The 26832-nt window shown below is 42.5% G+C and carries 29 protein-coding genes; 14 read left to right on the forward strand and 15 right to left on the reverse strand.

Annotated elements, in window-relative coordinates; genetic code table 11:
- Nucleotides 1-14: 14 nt before the first annotated feature.
- Together L1077_RS10190 and L1077_RS10195 are read right to left on the reverse strand one after the other, a co-directional pair.
- Nucleotides 15-209 carry a CVNH domain-containing protein gene (locus L1077_RS10190; protein WP_237136743.1) on the reverse strand — a complete coding sequence of 65 codons (195 nt, stop codon included), beginning with the start codon at nucleotides 207-209 and terminating at the stop codon, nucleotides 15-17.
- A 137-nt stretch (nucleotides 210-346) separates the two neighbouring features.
- Nucleotides 347-820, reverse strand: coding sequence for a SixA phosphatase family protein (locus L1077_RS10195; protein WP_237136744.1), 474 nt, complete (start codon nucleotides 818-820; stop codon nucleotides 347-349).
- 249 nt (nucleotides 821-1069) lie between these two features.
- On the opposite strand from L1077_RS10195, the gene L1077_RS10200 reads away from it, so the two are divergent.
- Genes L1077_RS10200 through L1077_RS10225 form a run of 6 tightly spaced genes read left to right on the forward strand, consistent with a single transcriptional unit; the run spans nucleotide 1070 to nucleotide 8285 of the window.
- Nucleotides 1070-2329: an efflux RND transporter periplasmic adaptor subunit gene (locus L1077_RS10200; RefSeq protein WP_237136745.1), complete on the forward strand. Its 1260-nt coding sequence runs from the start codon at nucleotides 1070-1072 to the stop codon at nucleotides 2327-2329.
- An 18-nt stretch (nucleotides 2330-2347) separates the two neighbouring features.
- The gene (locus L1077_RS10205) at nucleotides 2348-3070 is read left to right on the forward strand and encodes an ABC transporter ATP-binding protein (RefSeq protein ID WP_237136746.1); all 723 of its coding nucleotides are present in this window, start codon (nucleotides 2348-2350) and stop codon (nucleotides 3068-3070) included.
- 1 nt (nucleotide 3071) lies between these two features.
- Nucleotides 3072-4385 carry an ABC transporter permease gene (locus L1077_RS10210; RefSeq protein ID WP_237136747.1) on the forward strand — a complete coding sequence of 438 codons (1314 nt, stop codon included), beginning with the start codon at nucleotides 3072-3074 and terminating at the stop codon, nucleotides 4383-4385.
- 13 nt (nucleotides 4386-4398) lie between these two features.
- The gene (locus tag L1077_RS10215) at nucleotides 4399-5601 is read left to right on the forward strand and encodes an ABC transporter permease (RefSeq protein ID WP_237136748.1); all 1203 of its coding nucleotides are present in this window, start codon (nucleotides 4399-4401) and stop codon (nucleotides 5599-5601) included.
- Nucleotides 5602-5661: 60 nt separating this feature from the next.
- Nucleotides 5662-6993 (forward strand): sigma-54-dependent transcriptional regulator, encoded by a 1332-nt coding sequence (locus tag L1077_RS10220; protein ID WP_237136749.1) that lies wholly within the window; start codon nucleotides 5662-5664, stop codon nucleotides 6991-6993.
- Entirely contained in the window at nucleotides 6993-8285 is a 1293-nt protein-coding gene (locus L1077_RS10225; protein WP_440589542.1) for a sensor histidine kinase, read from the forward strand. The genes L1077_RS10220 and L1077_RS10225 overlap by 1 nt, the downstream gene beginning before the upstream one ends.
- On the opposite strand, the gene L1077_RS10230 is transcribed toward L1077_RS10225, so the two are convergent.
- From L1077_RS10230 to L1077_RS10245, 4 genes are all read right to left on the reverse strand, one after another.
- A complete protein-coding gene (locus L1077_RS10230; RefSeq protein ID WP_237136751.1) occupies nucleotides 8282-8605 on the reverse strand; it encodes a hypothetical protein in 324 nt (107 codons plus the stop codon). The two genes, L1077_RS10225 and L1077_RS10230, sit on opposite strands and share 4 nt — an antisense overlap.
- Before the next feature lie 178 nt (nucleotides 8606-8783).
- Complete coding sequence (locus L1077_RS10235; protein ID WP_237136752.1) at nucleotides 8784-9428, reverse strand: 2OG-Fe(II) oxygenase; 645 nt, start codon at nucleotides 9426-9428, stop codon at nucleotides 8784-8786.
- 74 nt (nucleotides 9429-9502) lie between these two features.
- The gene (locus tag L1077_RS10240; RefSeq protein WP_237136753.1) at nucleotides 9503-10204 is read right to left on the reverse strand and encodes a CTP synthase C-terminal region-related (seleno)protein; all 702 of its coding nucleotides are present in this window, start codon (nucleotides 10202-10204) and stop codon (nucleotides 9503-9505) included.
- A 133-nt stretch (nucleotides 10205-10337) separates the two neighbouring features.
- A complete protein-coding gene (locus L1077_RS10245) occupies nucleotides 10338-10796 on the reverse strand; it encodes a low molecular weight protein-tyrosine-phosphatase (RefSeq protein ID WP_237136876.1) in 459 nt (152 codons plus the stop codon).
- Nucleotides 10797-11080: 284 nt separating this feature from the next.
- Here L1077_RS10245 and L1077_RS10250 point away from each other — a divergent pair, with 284 nt between their 5' ends.
- Entirely contained in the window at nucleotides 11081-11944 is an 864-nt protein-coding gene (locus L1077_RS10250; protein WP_237136754.1) for a serine hydrolase domain-containing protein, read from the forward strand.
- A 52-nt stretch (nucleotides 11945-11996) separates the two neighbouring features.
- Here the strand turns inward: L1077_RS10250 and L1077_RS10255 are convergent, their stop codons facing one another.
- Together L1077_RS10255 and L1077_RS10260 are read right to left on the reverse strand one after the other, a co-directional pair.
- Nucleotides 11997-12737 carry a carboxymuconolactone decarboxylase family protein gene (locus L1077_RS10255; protein ID WP_237136755.1) on the reverse strand — a complete coding sequence of 247 codons (741 nt, stop codon included), beginning with the start codon at nucleotides 12735-12737 and terminating at the stop codon, nucleotides 11997-11999.
- Nucleotides 12738-12749: 12 nt separating this feature from the next.
- Complete coding sequence (locus L1077_RS10260; protein ID WP_237136756.1) at nucleotides 12750-13523, reverse strand: SDR family NAD(P)-dependent oxidoreductase; 774 nt, start codon at nucleotides 13521-13523, stop codon at nucleotides 12750-12752.
- A gap of 85 nt (nucleotides 13524-13608) precedes the next feature.
- Here L1077_RS10260 and L1077_RS10265 point away from each other — a divergent pair, with 85 nt between their 5' ends.
- Complete coding sequence (locus L1077_RS10265; RefSeq protein ID WP_237136757.1) at nucleotides 13609-14526, forward strand: LysR family transcriptional regulator; 918 nt, start codon at nucleotides 13609-13611, stop codon at nucleotides 14524-14526.
- Nucleotides 14527-14682: 156 nt separating this feature from the next.
- The gene (locus L1077_RS10270; protein ID WP_237136758.1) at nucleotides 14683-15159 is read left to right on the forward strand and encodes a hypothetical protein; all 477 of its coding nucleotides are present in this window, start codon (nucleotides 14683-14685) and stop codon (nucleotides 15157-15159) included.
- 47 nt (nucleotides 15160-15206) lie between these two features.
- Here L1077_RS10270 and L1077_RS10275 read toward each other — a convergent pair whose 3' ends face one another.
- Complete coding sequence (locus tag L1077_RS10275; RefSeq protein ID WP_237136759.1) at nucleotides 15207-15680, reverse strand: hypothetical protein; 474 nt, start codon at nucleotides 15678-15680, stop codon at nucleotides 15207-15209.
- Nucleotides 15681-15897: 217 nt separating this feature from the next.
- Between L1077_RS10275 and L1077_RS10280 the strand changes: the two genes are divergently transcribed.
- The 4 genes from L1077_RS10280 to L1077_RS10295 all read left to right on the forward strand — a co-directional run bounded on the left by L1077_RS10280 (nucleotide 15898) and on the right by L1077_RS10295 (nucleotide 19729).
- On the forward strand, nucleotides 15898-17382 hold the full coding sequence (locus L1077_RS10280) for a bifunctional 2-methylcitrate dehydratase/aconitate hydratase (protein WP_237136760.1): 1485 nt from the start codon (nucleotides 15898-15900) through the stop codon (nucleotides 17380-17382).
- Between the two features lie 132 nt (nucleotides 17383-17514).
- The gene (locus L1077_RS10285) at nucleotides 17515-17931 is read left to right on the forward strand and encodes a nucleotide triphosphate diphosphatase NUDT15 (protein ID WP_237136761.1); all 417 of its coding nucleotides are present in this window, start codon (nucleotides 17515-17517) and stop codon (nucleotides 17929-17931) included.
- A gap of 140 nt (nucleotides 17932-18071) precedes the next feature.
- Nucleotides 18072-19202, forward strand: a complete 1131-nt coding sequence (locus L1077_RS10290; RefSeq protein WP_237136762.1) for a YHYH protein — start codon at nucleotides 18072-18074, stop codon at nucleotides 19200-19202.
- Nucleotides 19203-19216: 14 nt separating this feature from the next.
- The gene (locus L1077_RS10295; protein WP_237136763.1) at nucleotides 19217-19729 is read left to right on the forward strand and encodes a hypothetical protein; all 513 of its coding nucleotides are present in this window, start codon (nucleotides 19217-19219) and stop codon (nucleotides 19727-19729) included.
- A gap of 26 nt (nucleotides 19730-19755) precedes the next feature.
- On the opposite strand, the gene L1077_RS27580 is transcribed toward L1077_RS10295, so the two are convergent.
- From L1077_RS27580 to L1077_RS10325, 6 genes are all read right to left on the reverse strand, one after another.
- A complete protein-coding gene (locus tag L1077_RS27580) occupies nucleotides 19756-20628 on the reverse strand; it encodes a lipase chaperone (protein WP_237136764.1) in 873 nt (290 codons plus the stop codon).
- Nucleotides 20625-21542, reverse strand: coding sequence for an esterase/lipase family protein (locus tag L1077_RS10305; RefSeq protein ID WP_237136765.1), 918 nt, complete (start codon nucleotides 21540-21542; stop codon nucleotides 20625-20627). The genes L1077_RS27580 and L1077_RS10305 overlap by 4 nt, the downstream gene beginning before the upstream one ends.
- A 254-nt stretch (nucleotides 21543-21796) precedes the next feature.
- Nucleotides 21797-22228, reverse strand: a complete 432-nt coding sequence (locus tag L1077_RS10310) for a hypothetical protein (protein WP_237136766.1) — start codon at nucleotides 22226-22228, stop codon at nucleotides 21797-21799.
- Nucleotides 22229-22348: 120 nt separating this feature from the next.
- Nucleotides 22349-23512 (reverse strand): NO-inducible flavohemoprotein, encoded by a 1164-nt coding sequence (gene hmpA / locus L1077_RS10315; RefSeq protein WP_237136767.1) that lies wholly within the window; start codon nucleotides 23510-23512, stop codon nucleotides 22349-22351.
- A gap of 13 nt (nucleotides 23513-23525) precedes the next feature.
- Nucleotides 23526-24734 (reverse strand): NnrS family protein, encoded by a 1209-nt coding sequence (locus tag L1077_RS10320; protein ID WP_237136877.1) that lies wholly within the window; start codon nucleotides 24732-24734, stop codon nucleotides 23526-23528.
- A 5-nt stretch (nucleotides 24735-24739) separates the two neighbouring features.
- Complete coding sequence (locus L1077_RS10325; RefSeq protein WP_237136768.1) at nucleotides 24740-24988, reverse strand: hypothetical protein; 249 nt, start codon at nucleotides 24986-24988, stop codon at nucleotides 24740-24742.
- 162 nt (nucleotides 24989-25150) lie between these two features.
- Here L1077_RS10325 and norR point away from each other — a divergent pair, with 162 nt between their 5' ends.
- Complete coding sequence (norR, locus tag L1077_RS10330; RefSeq protein ID WP_237136769.1) at nucleotides 25151-26722, forward strand: nitric oxide reductase transcriptional regulator NorR; 1572 nt, start codon at nucleotides 25151-25153, stop codon at nucleotides 26720-26722.
- Nucleotides 26723-26832 lie beyond the last annotated feature (110 nt).

Raw genomic sequence — 26832 nt, forward strand, 5'->3', positions numbered from 1 at the left:
TTTAAAAGGGAATACTACTTTCTATCTGGCGCCCATGTGAGCTTGCCATTGATATTTGCGATATCATACTTGAGTCTGCTTTCAACCCAGCTACCATCTTCTTTTTGACATAATGCGATGATATAGCAATCTTCCTCGCCGGGAATGCCCTCAAAATGGATATTACGGCAGCTCAATTTATAAGATCCCGGGGGTGAAATGAACGACATATCTCAAGTACTCCATTTATCTATATAACGACACCATTGAGTTAACTTAATGGTGCCACAACGTGATGTGAGTATTATATTGAGATTGTGCCTGTATAAACATTACACATTATTACACGGCAACAGAGTGTGGGGAGCTACTGATCTGAACTATTGATTGTTAGCTTCGCGGCTTTTTCTTCAAAAGTAACGACAAAGACTTTGTCAAATTCGTCTTCAGCAATACTCACATCTCTCTCAGTGAGTAGCTTTATAAGCTCAGGAGTCGTATTACTGTGACCTGCAACAACAATGGTGCCAGTTTGCTTTTTAAGCATATGAGCGAATGCTTCAAGGTTACCGGCATCATACAATGAAATATGTGTATCAATGAGATCTGCCAGTGGGGCGAGTGTTGCTTTAGTACGATTGTAATTAGTTGAATAAAGTTTAGTGGGCTCATAAGGCAGCATCATTTGCGCTATGATTTGAGCACGTTTAATTCCCTGCTGAGTTAAACTCGGATCGACACCTTTTTGTTTTTCGGCATGGCGAACCAGTATGATATTTTCCGGCATCGCTATGCTTGAAAAGCTCAGCAAAAAAGCGATTATTATAATAAGAGTACGCATCGGGCTTCCTGTCAGTTTTTCTATTTACTACTATATCTTGTTCTTGTTCTAACTGCACCTTTAGTATCTTACATCTATTGCTACGCCATAAATTTATCGTATTACACCAACCTGTCCGCTGCGGACACATTTTCTGTCCGCGGACGCTTTTAAATAACAATAATAATTTAAAACTCTTAATATTCAATGGCTTAATTTTGGCATGTTATTGGTATTACTTGGTCCACTAGGATAAAGCGAGAGGCTAAGATGATTAAAGATACCAGTGGACAGGATCAATATATGCTGGAGCGCAGAGCATTTTTTCAGCGCAAGTCAGTGTGGGGTGGTGCGATACTAATCGTGCTCCTATTAACATTTTTGTGGGTATTTATGTCGCCACAAGCGCAGCGTTCTGTAGATAAAGGGCTGCTTGATATTGCAACTGTTGAAGTCGGTAAATTAACACGGGAAATTGGTGCCCATGGGCGCATAGTTGCAGCACATGCACCAACTGTATATAGCCCAGAAGTCGGCGTGACGACTTTGCATGTCAGCGCTGGTGATAACGTTAAAGCGGGGCAGCTTGTTGCACACATACACAGTCCAGAGCTGAGCAGTGAACTCAAACAGCAAGAGTCTGAACTATCACGTCTTGAAAGTGAGTGGCAGAGGCAGCAACTAGAAGCGCGTCGTCAAGCGCTGACGCTTGAGAAGTCTCTTGATTTAGCAAAAGTGTCGCTTGAGGCTGCCGAGCGTGAAAACCGCCGTGCTCAACTGTCAATTCAATCTAGCTTAATTAGCCAGATTGACTTAGAGCAAGCGCAAGACGATTACGCAAAAGCAAAAGTTAACTTCTCTCATGCGCAAAAAGAAGCGGAAATAGGCAGCGATACACTCAAGTTTGAACTGGCTTCTGCGAAGAGCCGTTTTGAGAGACAAGCGCTGGTGGTAGAGGAAGTAAAACGACGCGTCAACAATTTACAAGTGCGCGCAACCGTGGATGGCATCGTAGGTAATTTGCTGGTGCAAAATAAAGCCGCAGTCAGCCAAAACCAATCCTTGATGACATTAGTCGACCTGTCCGCTTATGAAGCTGAACTGAGAGTACCAGAAAGTTATGCCAATGAGCTGGGGCTAGAAATGGCCGTGCTTATGCGAGTTGGGGCAACAGAGTTTGTTGGTCAACTGAGTGCTATCTCGCCTGAAGTGAGCGACCGCGAAGTCACAGCAAGAGTTAAGTTCACCAATCAAGATATTACAGGCATTCGCCAAAACCAGCGTGTGCATGCCCGTATTCAATTAGAAAATAAAGAAAACGTACTGAAAGTCAGGCGTGGCCCATTTTTAAATAATGGCGGCTATTTCGCGTATCGATTGCGCGACAATTTTGCTCAAAAGGTTGAAATATCAACAGGTTCAAGCAGTTTAAAAGACATTGAGATCACCACTGGTCTACAAGAAGGTGACGAAATCATCATCTCTGGCTATGATGCGTTCAGCAATGCTGACTCAGTGCTAATTAGATAAAAATAAAGGAAACATATCATGCTACACATGCAAAATATTGGAAAGTTATACCAAACTGAAATGGTTCAAACACAGGCACTGAGAGAGTTTAATTTAACCGTTGAAGAAGGCGAGTTTATTGCAGTTACTGGGCCATCAGGTTCTGGTAAAACAACGTTTTTGAATATTGCAGGTCTCTTAGAGCCTTACTCATCAGGTCAATATACCTTAGATGGCATTGATATCGGTAAACTCAATGATAATCAACGCTCAGATTTACGTAATCAAAAAATAGGGTTTATTTTTCAGGGTTTTAATCTAATTCCCGATCTGGATTTATTTGAAAACATTGAAGTGCCACTGCGTTATCGCGGCATTAAAGCCAAGGAGCGCAAAAAGCGTGTTGAACAATGCCTCGAGCAAGTGGGGCTAGCAGGTCGAGCGCGTCATTTACCTCAGCAGCTCTCTGGTGGGCAACAGCAGCGTGTTGCAATTGCACGAGCATTGGCAGGAGAGCCGCGTTTTTTACTCGCCGATGAACCAACAGGTAACCTCGATAGCTTAATGGCAAGGCAAGTCATGACATTGCTTGAAGAGTTAAATCAAGCCGGTACCACCATTGTGATGGTGACGCACGACCAAGAGCTTGCTAGAAGAACACCGCGAAATATTCAGATTGTAGACGGGCAGGTTGCTGACTTTACGCTTTATCAAGGTGGACATGTGGCTCGCGAGACAATCAACAAAACGGTAGGGGCTTAATATGTTGCTACACTATTGCGATCTGGCTTGGCGAAATATCAAGCAAACGCCGTTTGTCAGCATGTTGATGATCATCGCTATTGGTATTGGTATCGGCGTGACTATGACGACACTCTCCGTTTATCACATGATGAGTGCAGACCCTATTGCACACAAAAGTGACAAATTACACGCTGTACAATTGCAAGTACTAGATGACGGCTATACATGGCGGACAGAAGATGACGTGCCTTTGCAGTTAACTTATCCGGATGCCAAATATTTACTCGAAAACTCACCGCTGGAAAAACGCGTCGCCATGGTCAAGTCCGGCGCTGCTGTGCACACTGACAGACCTGACAGTGTGCCCTTTATACAGGGTTTACGGGTAACCAGTCGCCACTTTTTTGAACTGTTTGATGTGCCTTTTTTACATGGCAATGTATGGAGTGAGTCTCAAAGTGAGCAAGCTGCGCTGGTTGCTGTGATAAGTGACGATCTCGCAAACAAGCTGTTTGGAAAAACAGATGTGCTTGGAGAGTCAATATATTTAGGTGAACGCCTACATGAAGTGGTTGGCGTAATAAAAGCTTGGCAGCCCGCAGTTAAATTCTACGATGTAAATAATGATCCTTTTGAAGCATCGGAGCAAGTATTTGTGCCTTTTACTCATATCGAAGCGTACAAGGTGCCAAGCTGGGGCAACACCAATGGCTGGAAAAGTGAGGATATTGATTCATTTGAGGACTTTTTAAACTCGGAAAACGTATGGTTGCAATTTTGGGTCGAGTTTGATTCAGAATCGCAAAAGCGGATGTATGGGCAATTCGTCATGGATTATATGACAGAGCAGCAAAAGCTTGGCCGATTCAATAGAAAGGCGCTTGATTACAATCTTAAAACGGTACCGCAGTGGCTGGAATATAACCATGTAGTCAGCTCAGACAATAAAATCCTTGTTGGTTTGAGCTTTATGTTTTTGGCTGTGTGCGTCGCCAATATTTTAGGTCTGTTGCTGGCAAAATTTATGAAACGCGCACCGGATGCAGGGGTTAGACGTGCACTTGGTGCCAGTAAAACACAGATATTTAGTCAGCATTTAGTTGAGGTCGCATTACTTGGACTGCTTGGCTCGATTGTAGGGGTATTGCTGGCCCAAGTCGGCCTTGCTGGCATTCGAGGTACTATGAGCGGGTATGACTTAATCGCGATAATGGATTGGAAAATGCTGCTGGTTGCTCCAGTTATCTCCATCTTAGCTTGCTTAATTGCAGGGTTATTTCCAGCTTGGGTGGTGTGTAAAACCTCTCCAGCAACACATTTAAAAGTACAGTAAAGGAGTGCGGAATATGTCAGAAATTAAACCGATATTAAGTGCATTAAAGCGCTCTAAAACAGGGGCGATATTGTTAGTATTACAAATCGCAATTACGCTTGCACTGGTCAGTAATGCGATGTCGATTGTGTTCGACAGATTGGAAAAGATGAATCAGCAAACGGGTTACGATGAGCAAAGTATTATTTCATACCTTGTTGTGACGTATGATAAGCGCATTGATAAGGCAAAGCAGTTTGATGAAGATATTCAAAAATTAAAAGATCTACCTGGGGTGATAGAGGCGTTGGCGGTGAGTTCGGTGCCATTGACTCGAAGCGGCGGGGCTTGGGCGCTCAGTACGGATCCTGATGAACTCAAAGGTAAGTCTGTGGACTCAGGGTACCTCTATGGCAATCATACCTTGGTCGGTGCTCTGGGGCTTGAGGTAACTGAAGGTCGCAACTTTACCGAAAACGACGTTGTGTATGATAGAAAAAAAGAGTATCCAACCGTTGCTATTGTGAGCAGAGCTGTGGCCAATGCGCTATTTGGGGAAGGCAAGGGTTTAAACGAAACCATATATAGTGGCAACAATGCGGCTAAAGTTATCGGCATTATTGATACCATTAAAAGTCAGTGGCCTAAATCAAACATTGCCGACAATTTGGTGCTTCTACCATTGCAAGACAGCACGGCATATCAGAAGTTTGTTGTTAAGACAACAGAGCACCAACGTGCAGAAGTCATGAACAAGATTGAACCTCTGCTATTGGAATTAAGTCGTGGACGCGTGGTTATGGATGTTAAAGCACTGGATAAATCAAAAGCCGATACCTATGCCAGTGATAGGTTGATGATCAAGATGCTTATCTCGATAGTGGTCTTTTTAGGGGTCATTACGGCACTCGGTATTTTTGGCCTAACACATTTTAATATCAGCAAGCGCACCAAACAGATAGGTACAAGGCGTGCGTTAGGCGCTCGAAAATCAACCATCTTCAAGCATTTTTTATTGGAGAATATGGTGGTGACTTCGCTTGGTATGCTGATAGGTGTAATTGGGGCATTGTTACTTGGACGAAAGTTAATGGGTATTTATGATGTGCCACCTCTCGAGAATATGTCTATTTTATTAACTGCAATTGCGATGATAGTGATGAGCTTAATTGCTGTGCTTTTACCAGCTCAGCGTGCGGCGAACATTTCGCCTAGTGTCGCGACACGCAGTATTTAGAGTAAAGACGGAGCGTATTATGTTACACTCATTGGGGTGTAACATAATAAAAATAAGCACATGGATAAAATACTGATCATTGATGATAATCCTGCGGTTTTGCAGTCATTGTCACTACTTTTTGAATTACATGACTATCAAGTTGCGCTTGCTTCATCTCCTTTTGAAGCAGAGCAAATTGTGCGTTACCAGCGCATTGATTTAGCTATTCAAGACATGAACTTTTCTGCGGATACGACCTCAGGTGAAGAAGGCAAAGCGCTGTTTTATCAGCTTCGCGCTATCAATCCTAATTTGCCCATTATTCTATTAACTGCGTGGACAGAGCTAGAGATGGCCATTTCCTTAGTTAAGGCAGGCGCTGCGGACTATCTTGCAAAGCCTTGGAATGACGAAAAGCTGCTGATAAGCGTTGCTAACCTCATCGCACTTGGAAAAGCTAATCAAGATAGTCAACAGCTGCACCGTCAAGAGCAAGAGCGATCAAACTTTAACGCAGATGCGCAACTATGCGGCTTAATTTATAAAAGCGTTGCGATGCAGCGCGCTGTTGAAATGGCACTGCAAGTGGCCAAGTCGGATGTGTCGGTGCTTATTACGGGCGCAAATGGCAGTGGTAAAGAAAAGGTAGCCGAAATAATTCAGGCAAACTCTCGACTAGTCAATCAGCCTTTTATTCGCGTAAACGCTGGGGCTTTACCTGATAGCCTGATTGAAGCTGAATTATTTGGCGCAGAAGCGGGCGCTTATACGGGAGCGAATAAGCAGCGCATAGGTCGATTTGAAGCCGCCGATGGCGGTACGTTATTCCTAGATGAGATTGGTAACTTACCGCTCTCAGGTCAAATGAAGCTACTTCGTGTGCTGCAAACAGGCGAGTTTGAGCGGCTTGGCTCGGTTGAAACACGCAAAGTAAATGTACGTGTTATATCGGCAACCAATGCGCAATTATTGAATGATATTGCCGCTGGGCGTTTTCGTGAAGATTTATATTATCGCTTAAATGTGATTGAAATTAACTTACCAAATTTAAAGCAAAGAACCGATGACATCATTCCCTTGGTGCACCATTTTTTACCACAGAGAGCATTGTCATTGAGTGCAGAAAAAGCGCTTTGTGCGCACAGTTGGCCGGGTAATGTGAGAGAACTTGAAAATGCCTGTAAGCGCGCAGGCGTATTAAAGCCGCAAGGTGAGTTAGATGCCGCAGATTTTGGGCTTACTCAAGTTAAGACACAGACTACGCAGATACATAATAACGAGCCTTCAAAGCAAGAATTACAGCAGGCAATGCATCAATGCGAAGGGGTGATAGCCAAGGTCGCGAGACAGTTTGGAATGAGCCGCCAAGCCTTATATCGGCGTTTGCAAAAGCACGGAATCGACTATTAATGGAAAATACCCAAAAGGCGTTAACTAAAAAAGCCTGTATCGCAATTGCTATAAGTACGCTATTGGCGAGCTTACCCGTGGCATTTTTTGTTTCTTGGTCAATGTGGTTTTTGACTGCTGTGTCTAGCTGGATACTTACCTGTGTATTGTTGCGTTTATTTTTTAGCTCATTCTTACAAGCATTGGATGCCCTTCAGATTGGTCTTTTGAACTTTAAAGACGGTGACTTTTCAAATCAATTAGCTTACCAGTCAAAAGACAGCTTTGGGGACTTGTGTCACTTATACAATGAAACCGCGAAGCAATTACGAAACGAAAAACAGTGGCTCTATCAACGAGAGATGATGTTGGACAAAATGCTGCAAAGTGCACCGCAAGCGCTGCTCTTAGTGGATGAAAATGAAACAGTGGTGTTTGCGAATCCTAGCGCTCAAAAGCTAATGGCGAGCTCAACAGCATTAGAGGGGAAATCGATAAAAAGTCTTTGCCCAGAGACCCCGATAGAAATCATTGATGCGATAGAGCAGGGGACCGATGGGTTAGTGAGTGTCATCCCTTCACTTGGAGAGGAGCAAATGTGGCACAGCACAGTGGGTAAGCTTTTATTAAATAATCAGCCCCATAATTTATTTATTTTTAAGCAGCTAACAAAAGAGTTAAACCGTCAGGAAGTGGCGGTATGGAAAAAGGTCATACGTGTTATCAGTCATGAGTTGAACAACTCTTTGGGGCCAATTTCATCCATGCTGCACAGTGGTAAAATTATTGCCAATAAGCTTGATGAAGCGCGACTCAATCGTGTGTTCAACACGATTGATGAACGCATTGAGCATTTATGTGATTTTATCCAAGGCTATGGCACATTTGCTAAGTTGCCTGCGCCACAGATAAAGCCTGTTGTACTCGCCCCTTTAATGGACGCACTGAAAATGCAGTGGTCCTTTACTGTGTCGTGTGATGTTGAGGTGATTTCAGCAGATAAAGGGCAGCTAGAGCAATTACTGATTAACTTATTAAAAAATGCCCATGAGTCTGGGACTGATATTGACGCGATAGCACTGAGTGTCAATCCAACCAACGAAGGCATTAAAATGACCATATCAGATAGAGGCCCGGGCATGAGTGAAGCTGTGTTGACCAATGCACTGTTGCCGTTTTATTCAACTAAGTCCAGTGGGACGGGGCTGGGATTGGCGTTATGCAGAGAAATTACCGATGCGCATAACGGCCAGATCTGTATCCGCAATAGAGCAAAAGGCGGACTCAAAGTTGAGGTTGTTTTTCCTTATTAAGATTGTGTACTTTTCTCAAGATTAGTTGCATCTAATGTTTCACATCCTCTACTTTGCTCAAGCCAAGAGAGTGTGTTTTGAGTCATAACAACGGTACCAGAAACCACAAGACTCGCAGCGGAGACGATGCCAGCACCGGCCATCACCATGGCACACGCTCTGCCTGAGCAATTTCCAAGCGAAGCCATTTGCTCTGTGCTTAAAACATGTTTGCGTTTAGTAATATGGCATTGCTCGTCATAATATTGCACCTCCTTTGATACGAATATACAGCCTGACAATACACTCAACATCAGAATGGGCAGTAGCAATTTATACATGGTGTTTTCCTTAAATTTTTTGCCAAGATATCTGCATTAGCTGCCATTTAAAAGTTAAATTTTGTAATGAAACGTTGAGGCATAGAATATGGCTAGATAGCTTACAAATAGAGTGTGCAGAGATAGTGAACACTATCTTTGCACAGGATAAGAAGGTAGTTGCTTTACTTACAACAAGTTAACGTGGTGGGTCGATATGCGCTGCGGTGCTGGCATTAACTCTAAACCAGCCTGCAATTGAATATCTTGATTTATTGGCTGCTAACACTTCATGTGGGAATTCGTCACTTAAAAAAGTTACCAGTGTGCCTTGCTTTGGCAAAACGCGGCACAGTTCTTTGTCATGATTTTCAGCTTGATAAATGACCAGCTCGCCACCGTCATCTGTACACCAGTCTTCATTAAGGTAAAAGACCGTTGTGAGAACTCGGTTAGCTTTGCCTTTAAATGCATCGAGATGCTTTTTGTAAAAGGCGCCTTGCTGATAATGTGCAAAGTGACTTTCATAGCTGAATAGGCCCATGAATAAACGGCGGTTTAAGTAGCTTTTTAATTCATCCATCGCATCTAGGTAGCCGGCCTCTTGGGCATTGCCTCTTTCAAGCCAACGAATTTTATCTCGTCTGATCTGGGCATTTTTTTCGTGGTCACTTTGACGACCAACCCCTGCAGTTTGAAAAGTATCTTCTTCTAAACTTGCAATGCGTTCGTTGAGCGTTTGGATAATTTTGGGGTCAACGGCATTTTCTATAATGCTTAAGCCGGTTGAGCGCAAATCATCGGCTATTTGCGCATATATGTTTTCAATGTCAAAGTCAGACAATTCACACCTCCAGATAATGAGGTGGTTTTTTACCTAATCAAGCTTAAAAAGGCAAGCGTATCTTACCATTAGGCTTATAAACCTTGATTTTGCGCACAGGCATTAACAAATGCAGCAATAAGAGGAGAGCGTTTGTCACTCAATGCAGCGCGCTCAGGCTGGAAAAGTGTGGCAATAAAAAACGGGTGAATTGTCAGTTCTACTGCGCGAATTTCAGTTGTATCGTCGTCTGCTGATGCAACTAAAGGACCTTGAAGTAGGGCTTCACGAAAAGCTGTATTTAAACCGTAGCGACAGCGATACCCTTCATGAATACTTGGTGTGCCATAAATACTTGCCAATTGACTGTGCTCAAATAGATTGATTTGCTCAGTTGTTTCGACTAATGCGCAGCTCAGTGGCGAGATGACTTGCCTGCTCGCATCTGGCTCCGACTCACCATGTGCAGCATCCGACCAACCGATGACATTTCTTGCGTATTCGACAACCACGTGTTGAAAACCTCCGCATGTACCAAGGAATGGCAGTAAGTTTTCTCTTGCATAACGTATAGCCATCAGTGCGCCATCTGGATCGGCGTATGGGGTTTTAGGAACGCACCAAATGCCATCAAATTGCGATAGTTCTGTGTCTTTAACCTGATCAGTACCAAGCCAAGTGGCTGTTACTTTGAGCTTGAGGTCTTCAGCGGCGATATCTAAAGAGAGTGGGATACCTTGATGAGCAGGTACAGAAGGGTCAAAATCTCCAATTAAAACGAGGGATAGTTCTTTCATCTCTTTTCCTTAAGCTTGGGCTTATTTTTGGTATTTTTATTTTTGTGTATAGGCAAAATCATCCAGTTTTGCCTACTGATATTTTGGGTAATACAGTTTATTAGTTGTAAAGTTGTTATATATGTAGTCAGTATTATGATCTTAATAAACGCTGCACTATGCGCTCGCTGGCAGTTTCTACCAAATCTAGTACTAACTCGAATCCATCACCTTGGCCATAGTAAGGGTCGGGCACATCTTGTTGCTCTGCGTCCGCATACTCTAAAAATAAATGGAGTTTGTTTGCATGCTCAGAGGGGCAAACGGCTTTTAAATCTGATAAGTTTTGCTTATCGGCGCACAAGATAAGATCGAATGCTGCAAAGTCATTTTGTGTAACTTGTCTAGAGTGAATGTTGGCAAAACTATAGCCTCGTTTTTCACCTGCTTGCATACTGCGTTTATCTGGCGCATTGCCTTGGTGGTAATTGATGGTACCAGCTGAGTCAACTTCAATATTGAGATTATGCACATCCGCTTTGGCTTTTAAGACGGCTTCCATTGTTGGTGAGCGGCAAATATTTCCCATACAAACAACTAGGATATTTTGAATAGTACTATGTGTGGTCATGGTATTCGCCTATCAATATTGAGCTATCACTTTAAACAGACTAATAAACTAACATTCTCAACTGAGCAATAAAAGTAGGTGTGAGATAAATTCATCATAATACTAAATATTTAATATAATTATGGATTTGTATTAAATTCTTGCGTGTTGGTGGTTGGTTTTTATGCTTTTACCCTTGCATAAAACTAAATCTAGCACACTTGATTTATTTATCTCAAAAAAGTCATACATAATAATATGCTGTTTATTAATGGAGAAAAGCTTGGATGATTTACTGCGTTGTAGATGAAAACGGGTCCGCCTTTGAGCGCGGAGCTGGCATGGTGCCTTGGTGGAGCTTTACGAAAAGCGTCATTGCCACATTAATGATGCGTTTAACTGCAACTGGGCAAATAAAATTGGATGACTTTTATCCTGATAAGCCTTTCACATATAAACAATTATTGAATCATAGTTCTGGCCTGGGAGATTACTCTTTTTTACCTGAGTATCATCGTGCAGTTGCTAATAATGACAAGCCCTGGCCGATAGAGCTGCTGTTAGAAAAAGTTGATGTGGATGCACTACGGTATTCGCCTGGAGACGGCTGGTGCTATTCGAATATTGGATATTTATTGTTACGCCAGCAATTAGAGCGACTTTATGATTTGGAATTTGCGACATTAATTCATGATCTCTTAGTTAAAGAGCTGGGTTTAAGCAGTGCACACGTCGTACAAGATAAGCAGGCTTTTATGCTGCTAGAAGGCAGTGTTAATGGTTACGAACCCAACTGGTGTTACCATGGCTTGGTGGCTGGTACGGTGAAAGATGCGGCATTGTTTTTACATTACTTATTCAATGGAGACATTGTGAGTAATCAAGCGCTTGCGCAAATGCAGTCTATGCTGCCATTGAATGTCGATGTGGGCGAGCGTCCTTGGACTCATCCAGCGATTGGGTTGGGGCTAATGTGCAATGATGATAATAGTCTCCATACTGTGGGGCATACAGGGATGGGGCCGGGGAGTGTCATTGCGGTGCATCACTTTAAACAGCAGATTCCTAAAACCATAGCTGTATTTACGCAAGGGCAAGATCAAGCAGAGGTTGAAAATAAAGCTGTGCAGCTTGCTATAAATGAGTTTTAAATGAGTCACTCAAGTAACATGTGCCGCAGTAAATTAGTGCGGCACATGGTTTTTATTCTGCATATGGGTTTTGCTTTTGTGACTCGGTATGTTGTTTAATCGCAAGGGCTAGATTGTAAGCACTTGGCATGCCAGAGTAATATTGGCTGATAGTCGCGATATCATAGAGCGTATTCACGGTTAAACCAACATGCAATGATGTACCAACATGAAAACTCAATTGTGGCTGGGCATTGCCAAGTGCAGTGAGACAGCTGACTGTCACTAACTGTTTTTCTCTAATAGTGAGTGTTTGGTGGGAAAAAGCATCACCAAATAAAGGGTATGTTGTGGCGATTAGCTGAGGTGCAGCATCTCCAAACGCAGCGTTTATGACTTGATAGCCTTTTGGATCAAGCTTTTCATAATATTTTTTACCCACCGCATGGCGTATGTTCAATGTATCTTTTGGCAACTTTATCTGCGCTTTTTGTATTTTCTCTGGTAAACCCACTGTGATCGCCTCTATTTTTGGAAACCCCACATAACTGGTTAGCTGGGCAAGCAATGAAATTATTTGTTGAGGGGTCAATGTTTTGGCATTCAGTGTCTCTTGAATAGTTGTCACAGCGAGTTGCTTTTGATTCGCGCCGATTAATAGTGCGATAGAGGCAAGAGACTGCTCTTTTTTTGATAATTGCGTATGTTCAAAGACATCTCGGTACGCGCGTTGGCTGATATTATTCATGTTTTGTGCCCGTGCACTGGTTGTCATGAATAAGAAAAAAAGCGTTATTAACAGTGATTTTGTCATTAGAATATTCCTTTAACGTTGACCTGCAATGGCATAACCACCATCGACAGTAATGGATTGACCCGTGATGTTCACAGCCGCATCGCTCAGTAAAAACGCGACTGTATTAGCAATGTCCAGACAGGAGCCTAAGCAACCTCTGGGGTGCTGGTTTGCAAACTGCTGAAGTACCGTCTCGTCATGATTAAATGCTTTGCGTGTCATTTGAGTATCAATACCTCCGGGGTTGATATTATTGATCCGTATCCCGTATTGACTTAACTCAAGAGCCGCTGGGCGAATAAAAGCGTCTAGTGCGCCTTTACTCGCTGAGTAGCTGGTTGACCCAATCAGCCCACCGTTAGCAAGCCAAGAAGAGGTATTGACGATAACGCCGCCATTTTGCTGCTCTTTAAAGTAGCGAGCTTGAGCTTGTACAGCGAGCCATATAGATTTGGTATTTGTGGTTAAAGTACGGTCAAAGTCGGCTTCTGATTGTTCTAGTAACGGAGCGAAATTCCCAATAGTACCTACATTATTAAAAGCACCGTCAAACCGCCCATATTTGGTAACCATATGCTCTATCGCTTGGTGGTGCACGTTGTGTTGATTAATATCGGCGACGAGATAACTTGCATCATCCGTGTAGGGTTTGATCATCTCTAACGTTTGCAATAGCTCATTTTCACGTCTTGCCAAAATAGTCACTTTGGCGCCCAGTTTGGCAAGCAAAACCGCAGTTGCTTGTCCGATACCAGCGCTTGCGCCAGTGACTAAAAATGCATGTTCTTTAATTCCTTCTAGCATGTTTTTACCTGTTTGTTTGAAGTTGCATGCACTTTACAATAGATTGGTATGAGGATAATCACCGTGTGATAAGGAAGTGAATTGCATGACACGCTATAATCAAGATGAAGGTTTACTGGGCCTGTACAGTACATTTGTGACCACAGCGCAAGCAGGTAGCTTTGTTACTGCTGCTCAGCTTTTAGAGTTATCACCATCGACACTTGGACGAAGGATAAAAAAGCTCGAATCCGTATTAAAAACGCAGCTTTTCACGCGCACAACAAGACAAGTCAATATCACAGAAGCTGGACAGCGATATTTAGAGGCCTACTCTGGCGTGCTTTCTCAATTGGACTCTATTGAGCAAGATATGGCGAGCGAAAATAGTGAGCCAAGAGGCACTTTGCGAGTCAGTATTCCCAATACATTTGGACGTTTGCATATCAGTCCATATTTGGGAGAATTTTTACGTTGTTATCCCAAACTTAAATTAGAGCTTATTCAAAAGGATAATTTTGAGGACTTAATGCAGCAGAATATTGATGTTGCAATTAGGATTGGGACTTTAAGTAACTCAAGCTTACGCGCTAAACGGATCGCCCCTAATATACGACGCTTGGTTGCCTCGCCTGATTATTTAGCACAAGCAGGCGTTCCTCAGTGGCCTGCCGATATACAAAACCATCAATGTTTACATTTCTCGCATTTATCTCAAGGCAAAAAGTGGCAATTAACGAAAGACAAGGTCACGAGAAAAGTCGAGATTACACCAACACTCATGTGTGATGATGCGTCGGCATTATTGGCTGCGGCGTTAGATGGTTCTGGTATCGCGCTGCTGGCAGATTTTATTACCTATTCCCATTTACAAAAAGGGACGCTCGTTGAAGTGTTACCGCAGTGGAAATTAAATCAATCGGATATTTATGCCGTTTACCCAAATACAGGGTTTCTCGCACAAAAATCACGCGTATTTATAGATTTCTTTGCGCAAAAAATTTCAGCAGCACTGATGCTTTGAGTGAAAGTCTCTTTCAAATTGAGAGGAGTAGAAAACAAGCCATTAATAGCTTGTATGAATGGCTGGTGCGTTTTTTATCTACAATAAATATAAATCAACTGTAATTTTTATGTAATCATTGTGTTTTCTTGTAAAGGTTGAAATGAAGGAAACATGATGAAGCATATATTATTAGTATCAGGATTATTACTGTCTTTTGCTGTAAGTGCGCAAGTAAGAGTGTCTGTTGATCCAACAGAATGTCAGCAGGTTGGGGGGGATGGAGAGATTGCTTTTGACGAGGCGGGTGTGACAAACGACTCCTTGACTCATGATTTAACGATCCGATGTCCTATTCGCAACCAAGTTGGTTTAAAATTTCAGGGGTTAGATATTTGGCACCAACCTCACCGTACGGTGTATTGTAGTTTAGTGCGTAGACATTGGTCACATTATGCAACTAAGCCCACTTTATTAAAGAAAGATTTTACCCTATCTAGCTATCCTGGATTTTTATTTCAGTCTGTCTCTGCAAGTACGATTGGTGACAGTAATAGAGATGTGGGCACAGCTTACAGTTTAGAATGTCGTTTAAGTAAAAAAGTGGGTAATCAACAAACTTATATAGGTGCGTATACGGTTAATTTTAGTTAATTAGATAGGCTGTGCTCGATTGTGGCACAGCCATTTTAATGTTTTACTCAATGAGATAAATATCTAGCATGTGTTGATTCTAATTTCACATATTGATCGATAATAACCTGACAGCGAATACTTTGGTTAAAGCGGACAAGCTCACATGCCAAACAAGCAATACTCTTCAACCCATCTAAGGCTTTTTTTCTTATTTTTAATTCCCTTTGGCTTTGCACCAATTTGCTTAGCGTATCTGCAGCGGCTTCTAAGAAGCAAAAATTATCTGATTCATTGAAAATTGGACAATAATCAAAGCAGTAATTGCACACCTCAACTATTCGGTTAATCGACACTCTATTTGCACTTGGTTGTTGTAAAATTTTGAGACTAATTTTAAATGCCTCTTGATAGCAGTTAGCTGCTTTTTCTTGATGACCAAACAGGTATGCAGTTTGTGCACTGTCTATCAATCGATTGTATTTTATCGTCAAAGAATCTGAGTTAGTGGACGACACCAATGTAAGTAGTTGGGCTGACATGTTTATCCTTTTTCTAATAATACATCAAAGCATTTAAATCACTGCTGTATTGTTATTTGCAAATGATAATGAAAATAAATATCATTTGCAAAGGTTGCGGTGCATATCCTTACACTAACTAAAAATATACCTCAGCCTTTCATTTTTCGATTGAGTTATGCAATGCATTACTTTTTGGCATGAAAATCATCTAACAGCGAACCACAGGAGTGGCACTATGAGTGCAAATGTCGATTTGGCAAACCGCCCAAGTTACGATCAGGAAATTCAGGATATAGCCGATTACGTTATAAATTATAAAGTTGAGTCTCAAGAAGCGGTTGATACGGCTATCTACTGTTTAATGGATACATTAGGTTGTGGAATACTGGCCTTGAGTTTTCCAGAGTGTACAAAGCATCTGGGGCCATTGGTAAAAGGGACTTTGGTACCAAACGGTGCAAGAGTTCCGGGTACCCAGTTTACTTTAGACCCAGTGAAAGCGGCTTGGGATATCGGGTGTATTATTCGTTGGCTGGATTTCAATGATACATGGTTAGCGGCAGAGTGGGGGCATCCTTCGGATAACATTGGGGGGATCTTAGCGGTTGCAGATTTCTTATCTCAGCAAAATATGAGTATTGGGCTTGCTCCGTTGACTATCGAAGATGTTGTTGTTGCCATGATTAAAGCACATGAAGTGCAAGGTGTAATGGCGTTAGAGAATAGTTTTAATCGCGTTGGTTTGTGTCATGTATTACTTGTGCGTGTTGCTACAGCAGCGGTTATAACTGATCTTATGGGTGGCGATAGAGAGCAAGTCATGGCTGCTATCTCTCAAGCATGGGTAGATGGATCATCACTTCGAACCTATCGACACGCGCCTAATGCTGGCTCACGAAAGTCTTGGGCGGCAGGGGATGCGACCTCTCGAGGGGTAAGGTTAGCCGATATGTCGATTAAGGGAGAAATGGGCATTCCGGGGGTTTTGAGTGCGCCGCAGTGGGGGTTTTACGATGTATCTTTTAGTCAAACGAATAAAGATCTCGCTTTGAAGCCCCAAGCACAGCGCAAGTTTAGCTTCCAAAGGGAGTATGGTGTTTATGTGATGGAAAACATTCTTTTTAAACTGAGTTTCCCCGCAGAGTTTCACTCGCAAACTGCCTGTGAAGCAGCTGTCATGCTTCATAAGCAAGTCTTAAACCGAGTTGATGATATAAAACGTATAGAAATAACAACTCATGAATCTGCAATCCGAATTATTTCTAAAGTAGGTGAGTTGGCAAACCCAGCTGACAGAGATCATTGCTTGCAATATATGGTCGCAGTCCCTTTATTATTTGGCACATTGAGTGCTGAAAACTATGAAGATGAGTTTCATCTGCAGCACCCGAAAATCGATTTACTTAGAAGTAAAATGGTGATTATCGAAGACAAGCGTTACAGTGAGGAATATCATGACCCTGACAAGCGCTCAATTGCCAATGCGATTCAGATCCATTTTCATGATGGAAGTTGCACTGACAAAATTGAGGTGGAGTACCCAATTGGCCACCGCCGCCGCCGCGAAGAAGGCATTCCTGTATTAAAAGCAAAATTCAAACGAAACTTGGAAACTCGTTTTCCTAAAGGCCAGTGTAATCAAATTATTGATTTGTTTGATGATAAACATCGACTGTTAAAAACACCGGTGAACCGATTTATGGATTTGTGGGTGATCTAATCCATGGGTTTATTCGATTGTATTGTAACTCAGTTATAAATCGCTCTTAACTGAGTTACAACGTAATCTTTGCTTGCCTAAGTCTACTTTAGGGTTAAAATCCAGCTCCACTCATTTATAAAAGGAAATCCCATGAGTAAAGTAGTCCGTGTCGGGGTTGGTGTTATTATCAAGCGTGGCAATCAAGTTTTATTGGGTGAGCGTATTGGGGCCCATGGCGCAAATACCTGGGCAACGCCCGGTGGTCATTTGGAATTTGGCGAAAGTATTGAGTCTTGTGCGGCCCGCGAGGTACTTGAGGAGACCGGATTAACGGTTGTGGATGTTAAACAAGTTGGTTTCACGAATGATATTTTTGAGCGTGAAGATAAGCATTACATCACAATATTTGTAGAGGCGCGATGTGATGAAGGAGATGCACAAATTTTAGAACCGCATAAATGTAAGCAGTGGCAGTGGTTTACGTGGGATAACTTACCACAACCGTTATTTATTCCGATGATGAATTTAATCAAAGAAAACCCCAAACTTTCGATTTCAAAAAGTTAGTTTTATATTCCTTGTAAAAAGAATTATAAATTATTTATTTTATTGCACAGTGTTTGCACAATCAGCTCCTATAGTTAAAAAAACAGCAATAGTTAACCACATTTGGTGATGACAGTTTCTTTTTCTATGGGAGTGTTGATATGAAGCAAGGTTCAATTGTTCATAACATATCTGTACTTACAGCAAGTGCGACTATGTTAATGTTGGCAGGGTGTGGCTCCAGTAGTAGCGATAACACACAAACTGAGTCAATTACACAGCAAAGTGTAAATAACACAGCTGATACCAGTACATCTAGTAGTAGCTCGAATAACACTTCAGATACCAGTAGCAACACTTCAACATCAGACACGACGAGTGGTGTTAGCACTGGCAATTCAGGCGACACGAGTGGCAGCACGGATAGCTCAGATGATGTTGATAATGGGACTGCTGCGACATCAGGTTCAACTGACGGTGTGTTATGTGATTATTTCTATAATGAGTTTAATGACTCTGCATCGGTCCAAGCAACCAGTAATGCCGATTGGAATTGTACAGGCAGTGCAAGAACCTTAACTGCAAATGGCATTCCTGACCACCAAACAGGTACTTTCCCAAATCCAGGCAATCCAAATACGATCAGTGAAACGTCAGTGTCAATCAGCTACTCGCTGACGCCAACAAAAACTGAGACCACTTCAACGCTCGGTGGCCCAAGAGGTGCAACGGGTTATGTTTTGAATGGTGTAAAAATTGATGCCAATACAGCTGGCTCCTGTGATGACTCTGGCAATGATTGTTCGCTAGTGGGGAATACGGGAAACTGGAGCATTGAAGCGTTGGGTCAAACGAGCTTTGATTTTGGTACCGATGATAATAACGCTCATGTGCAACCGGATGGATCATATCATTACCATGGCATGCCAGAAGGGTTTATAGCGCTTCGCGGTGGCTCAGACACAACCATGACATTAATTGGTTGGGCGGCAGATGGCTTTCCAATTTATGCGCGATATGGTTATAGCGATGCTGATGATGCACAGTCCGCGCTCAAAGTGATCACAGGTAGCTATCAACTGGTTGAAAATGTCAGCAGCAATCGACCATCTACCTCAGTCTATGCGTTAGGCACCTTTGCACAGGATTGGGAATACGTAGCGGGTAGTGGAGATCTAGACGAGTGTAATGGGCGCTTTGGTGTCACACCTGAATTTCCTGAAGGCATTTATCATTACTATGCAACGGACAGTTATCCATATTTTCAGCGTTGTGTGAAAGGTGAAATATAAAAGAGGTAGATGTAATGACTTATTTTAAAAATCACTTTTGGTGTATGTGTTTTTTGGTGTTCAGCGTGCCTGCTAATGCACACCTTATGGTCGCTGAGCGTGGTACGCTTAACTTCGATGAAACAGGAGTTTATACCGTGATATCGCTATCGGCATCTAACTTTTTAGCGGCGGATACAGATAAAGATAGACACCTGTCTTTCACTGAATTTAAGCAGGCAAAAGAGACTATTTTCAAGCAAGTACTGGCTGGCATTTATATGCAACAGGGTGAACAAACCCAGTATTTGGAGGGGTTGATGTTGTCTCCTCAAGCGTCTCACCATGGCAATGGCCGTGAGATAGACCAAATTATCGTTATGGGTAAGTTTATCAATGTGGATCACACGAAGAACCTGTCATTCCATAATGTTTTTTACGGTGATAATGCCCTTAGCTCTGTTGAAATAACCGCGAAATATAAACGGTTAGGGCTGAAAAAAGCATTTGTTCTGACCTCGAAAAAACAAGGTGAGAGAGTATTTTAGCCTAACTTTATGGTGAGCAGCTGCAATTACGGCGATTGAGCCTGCTCACTAGCCAAGATCACATCTAGACGTTTTAACTCATTACTGTTGAATAAGTTATGTTTGAGAGTGGTGATTCTTTCACTGTGCTGTTCAATTGGGGCTTGCGCCACAATCGCCTGATGAGCTTGTTTATAGTGTTTAATTCTTTGCAGCCACAGTTGTTGCTTAGATTGTAATGTAACAAGTCGCTGGGCTGCCTCATCACCAAAATTTGCACTAAATTGGTTATGGTTCATTCCATGCCAGTTGTTTTTCAGTTCAAAGAAGCGCAGTGATGATTCAATTATCTGTCGCTGCGCGTCTGGCAGTTGAGAGATATGTGCATCGAGTAGTGAGTTGCGTATGTCATCACTGAGTGTTTTGTCAGAGAGAATGTGCCAACGTGTCAGGGTGTGCCCGTGCCAGCTGTTTTCATCTTGAAACCATGCATGGATAACCGGATGAGAAAAGTGTTGTTTTTGTAAGGCGGTTAAAGCTTCAAATCGTTCATGTATGTCTAAATTCGGGTCTAACTCTGTAAGCGCCATCTTATAATGCATGTAATCATGGGCGAGTGATTGCAAGCAAACAGGCAGCTGATGAATAAACTGATCCCAGCTTTCAACTTGCTGTTTATGCTGCAAGGTAATTAACCAATCGTCAATGTATGTTTTGTGTGATTTTGTCACTGTGCTGCATATTGTTATGGGGCCTGAGCTAACAGGACTCTCGGTTGTTGCACGTGTTTTAGGTTTTTGAACAGTAGGATAGTGCAGTACGATTTGCTCAGCGCTGTTTCTGTTGTTATTGAAGTACCATAAAACCAAGGCGCATAGCGCCCCAGCAATCGCCACCGTTAACAGATATTTTCCTTTCACAGGTTGAGCCCTTTTAAGCGAATAATATGTTGTCTGTACAAAGTTAACGGATCAGTTTCAAATAGATGGTGGATCCCTATGGTTTGATTGACTTGATCTAAATGGTTCATTTTAAAATCATTGCCTATGACCTGCCCTAAATTGCTCGAGCAGGCTGACACCAGTCCATCATTAGGCTCGTCAAAAACCTGTGAGATAAATGCCAAAGGGGTATCGGCGGGGTCAAACACATTGGTCCATGCTTTAGCGCCACTCCAAGAAAAATAATAAACACCATTGTGCTCAAGCATGTTGCCTTGACCACAATAGTGGTTTGGTACGCCTTCAGGGTATTTTTGGTTAAATGCAAGGGTGCCTTCTGTGGTTAATGCTTCAAGTGCTTGTAAAGCATCTTTGGGCGCAGTGGCTTTTCCTGACAGCAGATCAATTAAGCCGGCCAATGTATTGGCGAGCGATGCCAAAAACAGCTCAGAAAAAGAACCTCTGTCAACACCGCCTCTAACGACATCGGCAAATCGACTCCCCCAATTTACACCGCCAATACTGGTTACCGATGCAACCCACTGTGGTTTTACTGCTGCCACATAGCGGATTGTTTGTGCACCTTGGCTGTGGCCGATTAAATTGACTTTGTCTTTACCCGTTAGTGCCCTGATCAAAGCGACTTGCTCAAGCAGTTGCTCACCTCTCAATTCTGAGTTATGTGCAGAGGAGACTTCTGCGACGAATACATTGCCACCTTCTTGTTGAATGATTGAGGGGACTCGATAAAAGTAATCAACACCGAGCAAGTTATCGAATCCAAATAAGCCATGTACCAGCACCACTGGGTATTCGAGGGTGTCTCGGCTATAAGCTAAGTGTGTAAAGCAAGACGTAAAGCCTAAAATGAGAATCAGAATGAACCTTTTCATGTATATGTTCCAATTGTTACAGTTTAGTAACATTAAAACTAGAGCAAGTACTTCAGAGATCAAGTGGGAAGGTTAAAAAACAGACAGAATGTTGAGTTTGGTGCGTATTTATATAAGCGGTTTTTACTTTAAGATATTGATATAAATTAGGTTAATAAAAGAGTGGTTTCTGGTACATGCAATTATAGTTATAGATGGTGATGAGCTTTGAACAGGGGCAAACTGTCTTGATAACAATTTGCCTGTCTGCATGATTAAGCATGTGTATTGATACCATACTGATAGTGTTCAATTTTCTTAAGCAATGCTTCGTGATTGTTTACCACATCAGAATTGGCCGGGTGCTGTGATTTTACATAAGCGAGGTCCTCACGCATTTGCTCTATCACGTTAAATGATTTGGTGTTAGCGTCATTTAACGTGGTACCGCCCAGTTGACCATCATGTTTAATAAGGCCATAGCGACCGGTTAAAAATGCCATTTCACCCATGGTCAAATAACCTGATTCATAATGTGTATTTGCCGCCTCACTTTGCTCTTTTAAGGTCATGTTAGTGAAATCAAATGCGCGTTCAGGGCTGTTTGTACTGGTTGATTGCGTTATTTGGTCGGTATTTTGTACAGGCGTTGTTAACGTACTTTGCCGTGTTGGCGCATATGTGTGCGCTGTATTTTGAATGTGCATATTCTGTCCTTGTATTTGCTTTGCTTTAAATTTAAGCAATTCACATTCCAACAATATGCGGTGAATAAAAAAGAGCCGATTGGCTCTTTTTAAAAGGTTACCCATACTAGGATGGGTCAGTTATAGAGTTTGGTGAGGGCCAAACACCTCGTAAAGAATACGGCTATCGTCAACACCCAAATCAATTAATTGGGTTTTTATAAACGCCATGAATGCGCTTGGCCCACAGAGATAAAATTCACCGGTTTCTATTGGTAATTCAGAGGATATTTCAGTTAGGTGCATTCTTCCCTCGCGGTGCCCGATGGCGTTATTCTCTATCCAATAATGGCTTTGCAGAGAGGAAACTTGTGGTTTGAAAGCTTCTACATTGTCATAAAATGCGTGCTCAGAATGCGTACGTGCCGCATGCAAGAACCAGCATGGTGTGTTTGATGCGTTTGATTTGATTGTTTGCAGCATCGCCATCATGGGTGTGATCCCGACACCTGCACTGATAAATACCTTAGGTGCATCTGACGCTAACAGGACAAAATCACCAGCAGGAGGGTATGCATCTATTTCATCGCCTTCCTTAAGAGTGTGTAAATAGTTTGAAACCAGCCCCTCTTTTTTAACTGAAATACGATAATGATCGCTTTGACTTGATTGCGACAATGAGTACTGTCTGATCTGGCGATTTTCAGACTCTTGAATCTCACAATCAACGGCAAGGTATTGCCCCGCTTGATAGCTAGCCACAGGTCGTTTATCTAGCGGCGTTAGATAAAAACTCTTGATAACTTCTGACTCTTGTACAATCTTGGTAATTTCAAAGCGACGACGACCGCGCCAGCCTCCAGATTTATGTTCATTATTTTGATAAATTGCTTCTTCTTGAGTGATGAATAAGTCAGCCAAAGCACCATAAGCTTGGGCCCAAGCATCAATGATCTCTGGTGTACATTCATTGGGAAACATTTCCTGTAATGTGGCCAATAGATGGGTACCTACAATGGGATAATGCTCAGGTAAAATGTTTAAACTGGCGTGTTTATGATTGATGCGCTCAATAGCCTGCGCCAATACCGCGGGATTATCTATGTGGGTTGCATAAGCCGCCAGTGCACTAAATAGCGCAAACTGTTGCTTGCCGGTTTTTTGATTACTGATATTAAAAACATCTAATAACTCAGGGTTATGACTAAACATACGTTTGTAAAAGTGATCAGTGACCGCAGGGCCAGCATTAGCAAGCAGAGGAATGGTGTCCTTAACCAGTTTAATTGTTTGAGTTGATAACATAGGTATTCTCCAATTAACCACGACGCCCGTCGAGGCGATGTTTCATTAAAATAGGGGTGTAAATCGCAACGAAAATGGTAAATGCACCAGACCATAAAATAGCGCTGGCAAGCCATGCATCGTGCGGATTGATAAATAAAGGAAATAGACTTCTGATCAGGGCTGATAGAAAACACAGTGCAAATGCCACACTCAGAAGCGGGTGTGCCTTGAGTGGTCTTGCAGTATGTCCCAGTGAAACCCTGGACATAATTGATAAAATCATCAGACCCATTGCACCTATGGTGATCAAGTGCAAAGCGTCTTTGGCTTGCCACGCAAAGTTCAAATAGGCACCGCCAAATCCGATCAAGCCTATGGCCATCAAGCAATATGCGATATAGAGCGACCAAAGTAAGGGGACTTGCCAGATTGCGAATTTGAACCAATACACGCTTCGAGCGATATGCAACAGGCCTGTTACTATGAGCAGGTAGCCTGGGTTTATAGGGCTATTAAATACATGGTGAGCAAAGAAACCGATAAGCCCTAATAAAGCACTCCAAAACAATGCTATGTTGAGCAAAGGCGTTGTCGTTTGCGATTGCAGGTTTAACCCTCTTGCAATAAAAAACGGTAATACGCGTCCTGCAATGATGCTGATTAAAAAAGTAAAACCAAGTACACCAATACATGACAAAGTGAGTGCAAACATGTAGTTATGGTTGTAAATCAACCAGATAAAGGTCAAGTTGACACTCGCCATGAGCGACAAAATAACGATAAATTGATAGTTATTTTTGCTCTTGGCTTGCACCAATGTATTGGCCAGATGGGTAATGCTCAGTAACCAAAATAAGCCTTGGCAAATAGCGAGCCAAATGTAAGGGCTATCGGAGAATACAAAAATTAATCTTGCGGCTAACCACAAGCTGCACAGCAATAGCAACTGAACGCCATTTATCGTTGGGATCCCCGTCCAGTTTTTTGAAGCGGTGAACAGAAAACCGATAGCGACGGCACTGGCAAAGCCAAATAACATTTCATGGGCGTGCCAAAGCGTCGCGGGTACTTGGCTTTGCCAGTGTAAAATACCGGATAAAACACCAGCCCAAATGAGCATACTGACGACTGCCCAAGTCGCTGATAGCCAGAATAAAGGTCTAAACCCTAACATTAAAAAGGGCCAAGTGGCTGGCTTAAATAGAATGGGTTTTGGTAGAGGTTCTTCAATTGGCAACATCGTCACTAGCGCACCTCCAAGCCTAAGCTGTACTGGCACAAGCACCGCACTACATAGCTAATTTTTAATAGAGTGGCGAACAACAAACTGCCAATATGCGCACTGACCTGTATGGGTATAGATAGCAGGTGAGAAAACGGGTAGCTGGCGATGATAGCGAGGCCAAAGCCGACTATACTGGCGACAAGTAGCCAATTCGAAGTGCTAAGTAAACGAGTAAAAACGCCCGTAAAGTTCTCTTGTTGTATTTGCATATGTATACCCACTTAGGTTGTGTTCGTGTCATATACATCGCACAAGATGTGCCAACTTTTAATTTTAATAAAAACAGATGCTTATGGCTTTTATGATTTACTTTAGAGTCAATTTGACATATTTTAAATAAAGTCTTTTTATATTTAATAGGTCAATATGACATGGATAAAAGAGAGTTATCCCAACTAATTACATTTAATCAATCACTTGCTGAGGCGTTGCCAAAAAATAACGAGGTTGATTTAGTGTCATATTGTGGTGCGGTGATGAATGCGCTTAAAGCTTTAATTGGTGCAGATGCGATAGCAGTACTTGGTCACGAGCAAGGGGCCTTGGTTCCGTTGGCTGCGACAGGACTGGCGCCAGAAGTCATGGGGAGACGATTTCAATTATCAGAGCATCCAAGACTAAAAGAAATAGCGCACAGCGCAACGGTACCGGTGATTTTTCCTGCTGATTGTCCACTGAGCGACCCCTATGATGGCATGTTGATAGCGGAGACGGGGGATTTACCTGTGCATGCTTGTATGGGCTTTGCAATGTACGAGCAAGATAAGTTATTGGGCGTGATCACATTTGATAGTTTAAGCCCGTATGCTTTCGATGGCTATGGTGCTTCTTTACTTACCATGGTGCAAGCATCGGTTTCTAGCCACTTTAGTGCAGTAGACAACATGCATAGATTGTCTAAGCGCGCCAAATCCGGGATTGCGATGTTAAATGAGCTGAGCCATCAGCAATACACCATGGTTGGTGAGTCTGTGCCGATGCAAAAGCTTAAGTCGGACATTAGCCTAGTTGCAAACTCTGATCTGAGTGTGCTTATTCAAGGAGAAACTGGCACAGGTAAAGAGTTGGTAGCACGGCAATTACATGCGCAATCTAATCGCAGTACCGGGCCATTTGTACAAGTAAACTGTGCGTCTTTGCCTGACAATCTAGCAGAAAGTGAGTTTTTTGGTCATCGAAAAGGGGCGTTCACAGGTGCAGATAAACACCGTGAAGGCAAGTTTTTGGTAGCCGATCAGGGCACATTGTTTTTAGATGAAATAGGCGAATTGCCACTGCATATTCAAAGTAAATTACTGCGGGCGTTGCAAAGTGGTGAGATCCAGCCCGTAGGCAGCGATAAACCACACTTTGTGAATGTCCGGATTGTGGCTGCGACGAATAGAGACCTACAAAAAGAAGTGGATGAAGGTCGGTTTCGCTCAGATCTGTATCATCGCTTAAGGGTTTTCCCACTTCAGGTTCCAGCCCTTAAACACCGCAATACAGATATAGTCCCACTGGCTGGCTACTTTGTAGAGCAGCTTCGCAAGAAGCTAGGAGTGTCTCAACTTTTACTGGATGATGATTTGTTTGCAAGTTTAAAAGCTCATGACTGGCCGGGTAACGTTCGAGAATTGGAGCATGTATTAAGTCGCGCAGCACTCAAAGCGAAGCATTCAAATTGGCAAAAAGACATTATCAAAATTATGCCTAGCCACTGTGAACTCAGTTTTGAATCTCCAAAGGGGGAACTGGAAACACATATATATGGCGAGCAGGAGGTTATGTTACAGCCAATAAAAGAGGCCACAGAAGAATTTCAACGCAGTCTTATTTTAAAAGCACTTAACACCCATCAGCTCAACTGGGCAGCGGCGGCCAGAGCACTTAATATTGATCGAGCAAATTTAGTCCGTTTAGCTAAGCGCTTAGGCGTCGAAACTGTAAAGAAAGTTAAGTAGCCAAGTTAGGTAATCGCAACGGCGTGTTTAAAGTGTTAATCGAGACCTTAATTCAATTGTTATTGGCAATGAAAATTGTTCTTAATTCTTTTATAAGTTATTTATTTTAA

It is taken from the genome of Pseudoalteromonas luteoviolacea (assembly GCF_021654285.1).
Lineage (GTDB): Bacteria > Pseudomonadota > Gammaproteobacteria > Enterobacterales > Alteromonadaceae > Pseudoalteromonas > Pseudoalteromonas luteoviolacea_J.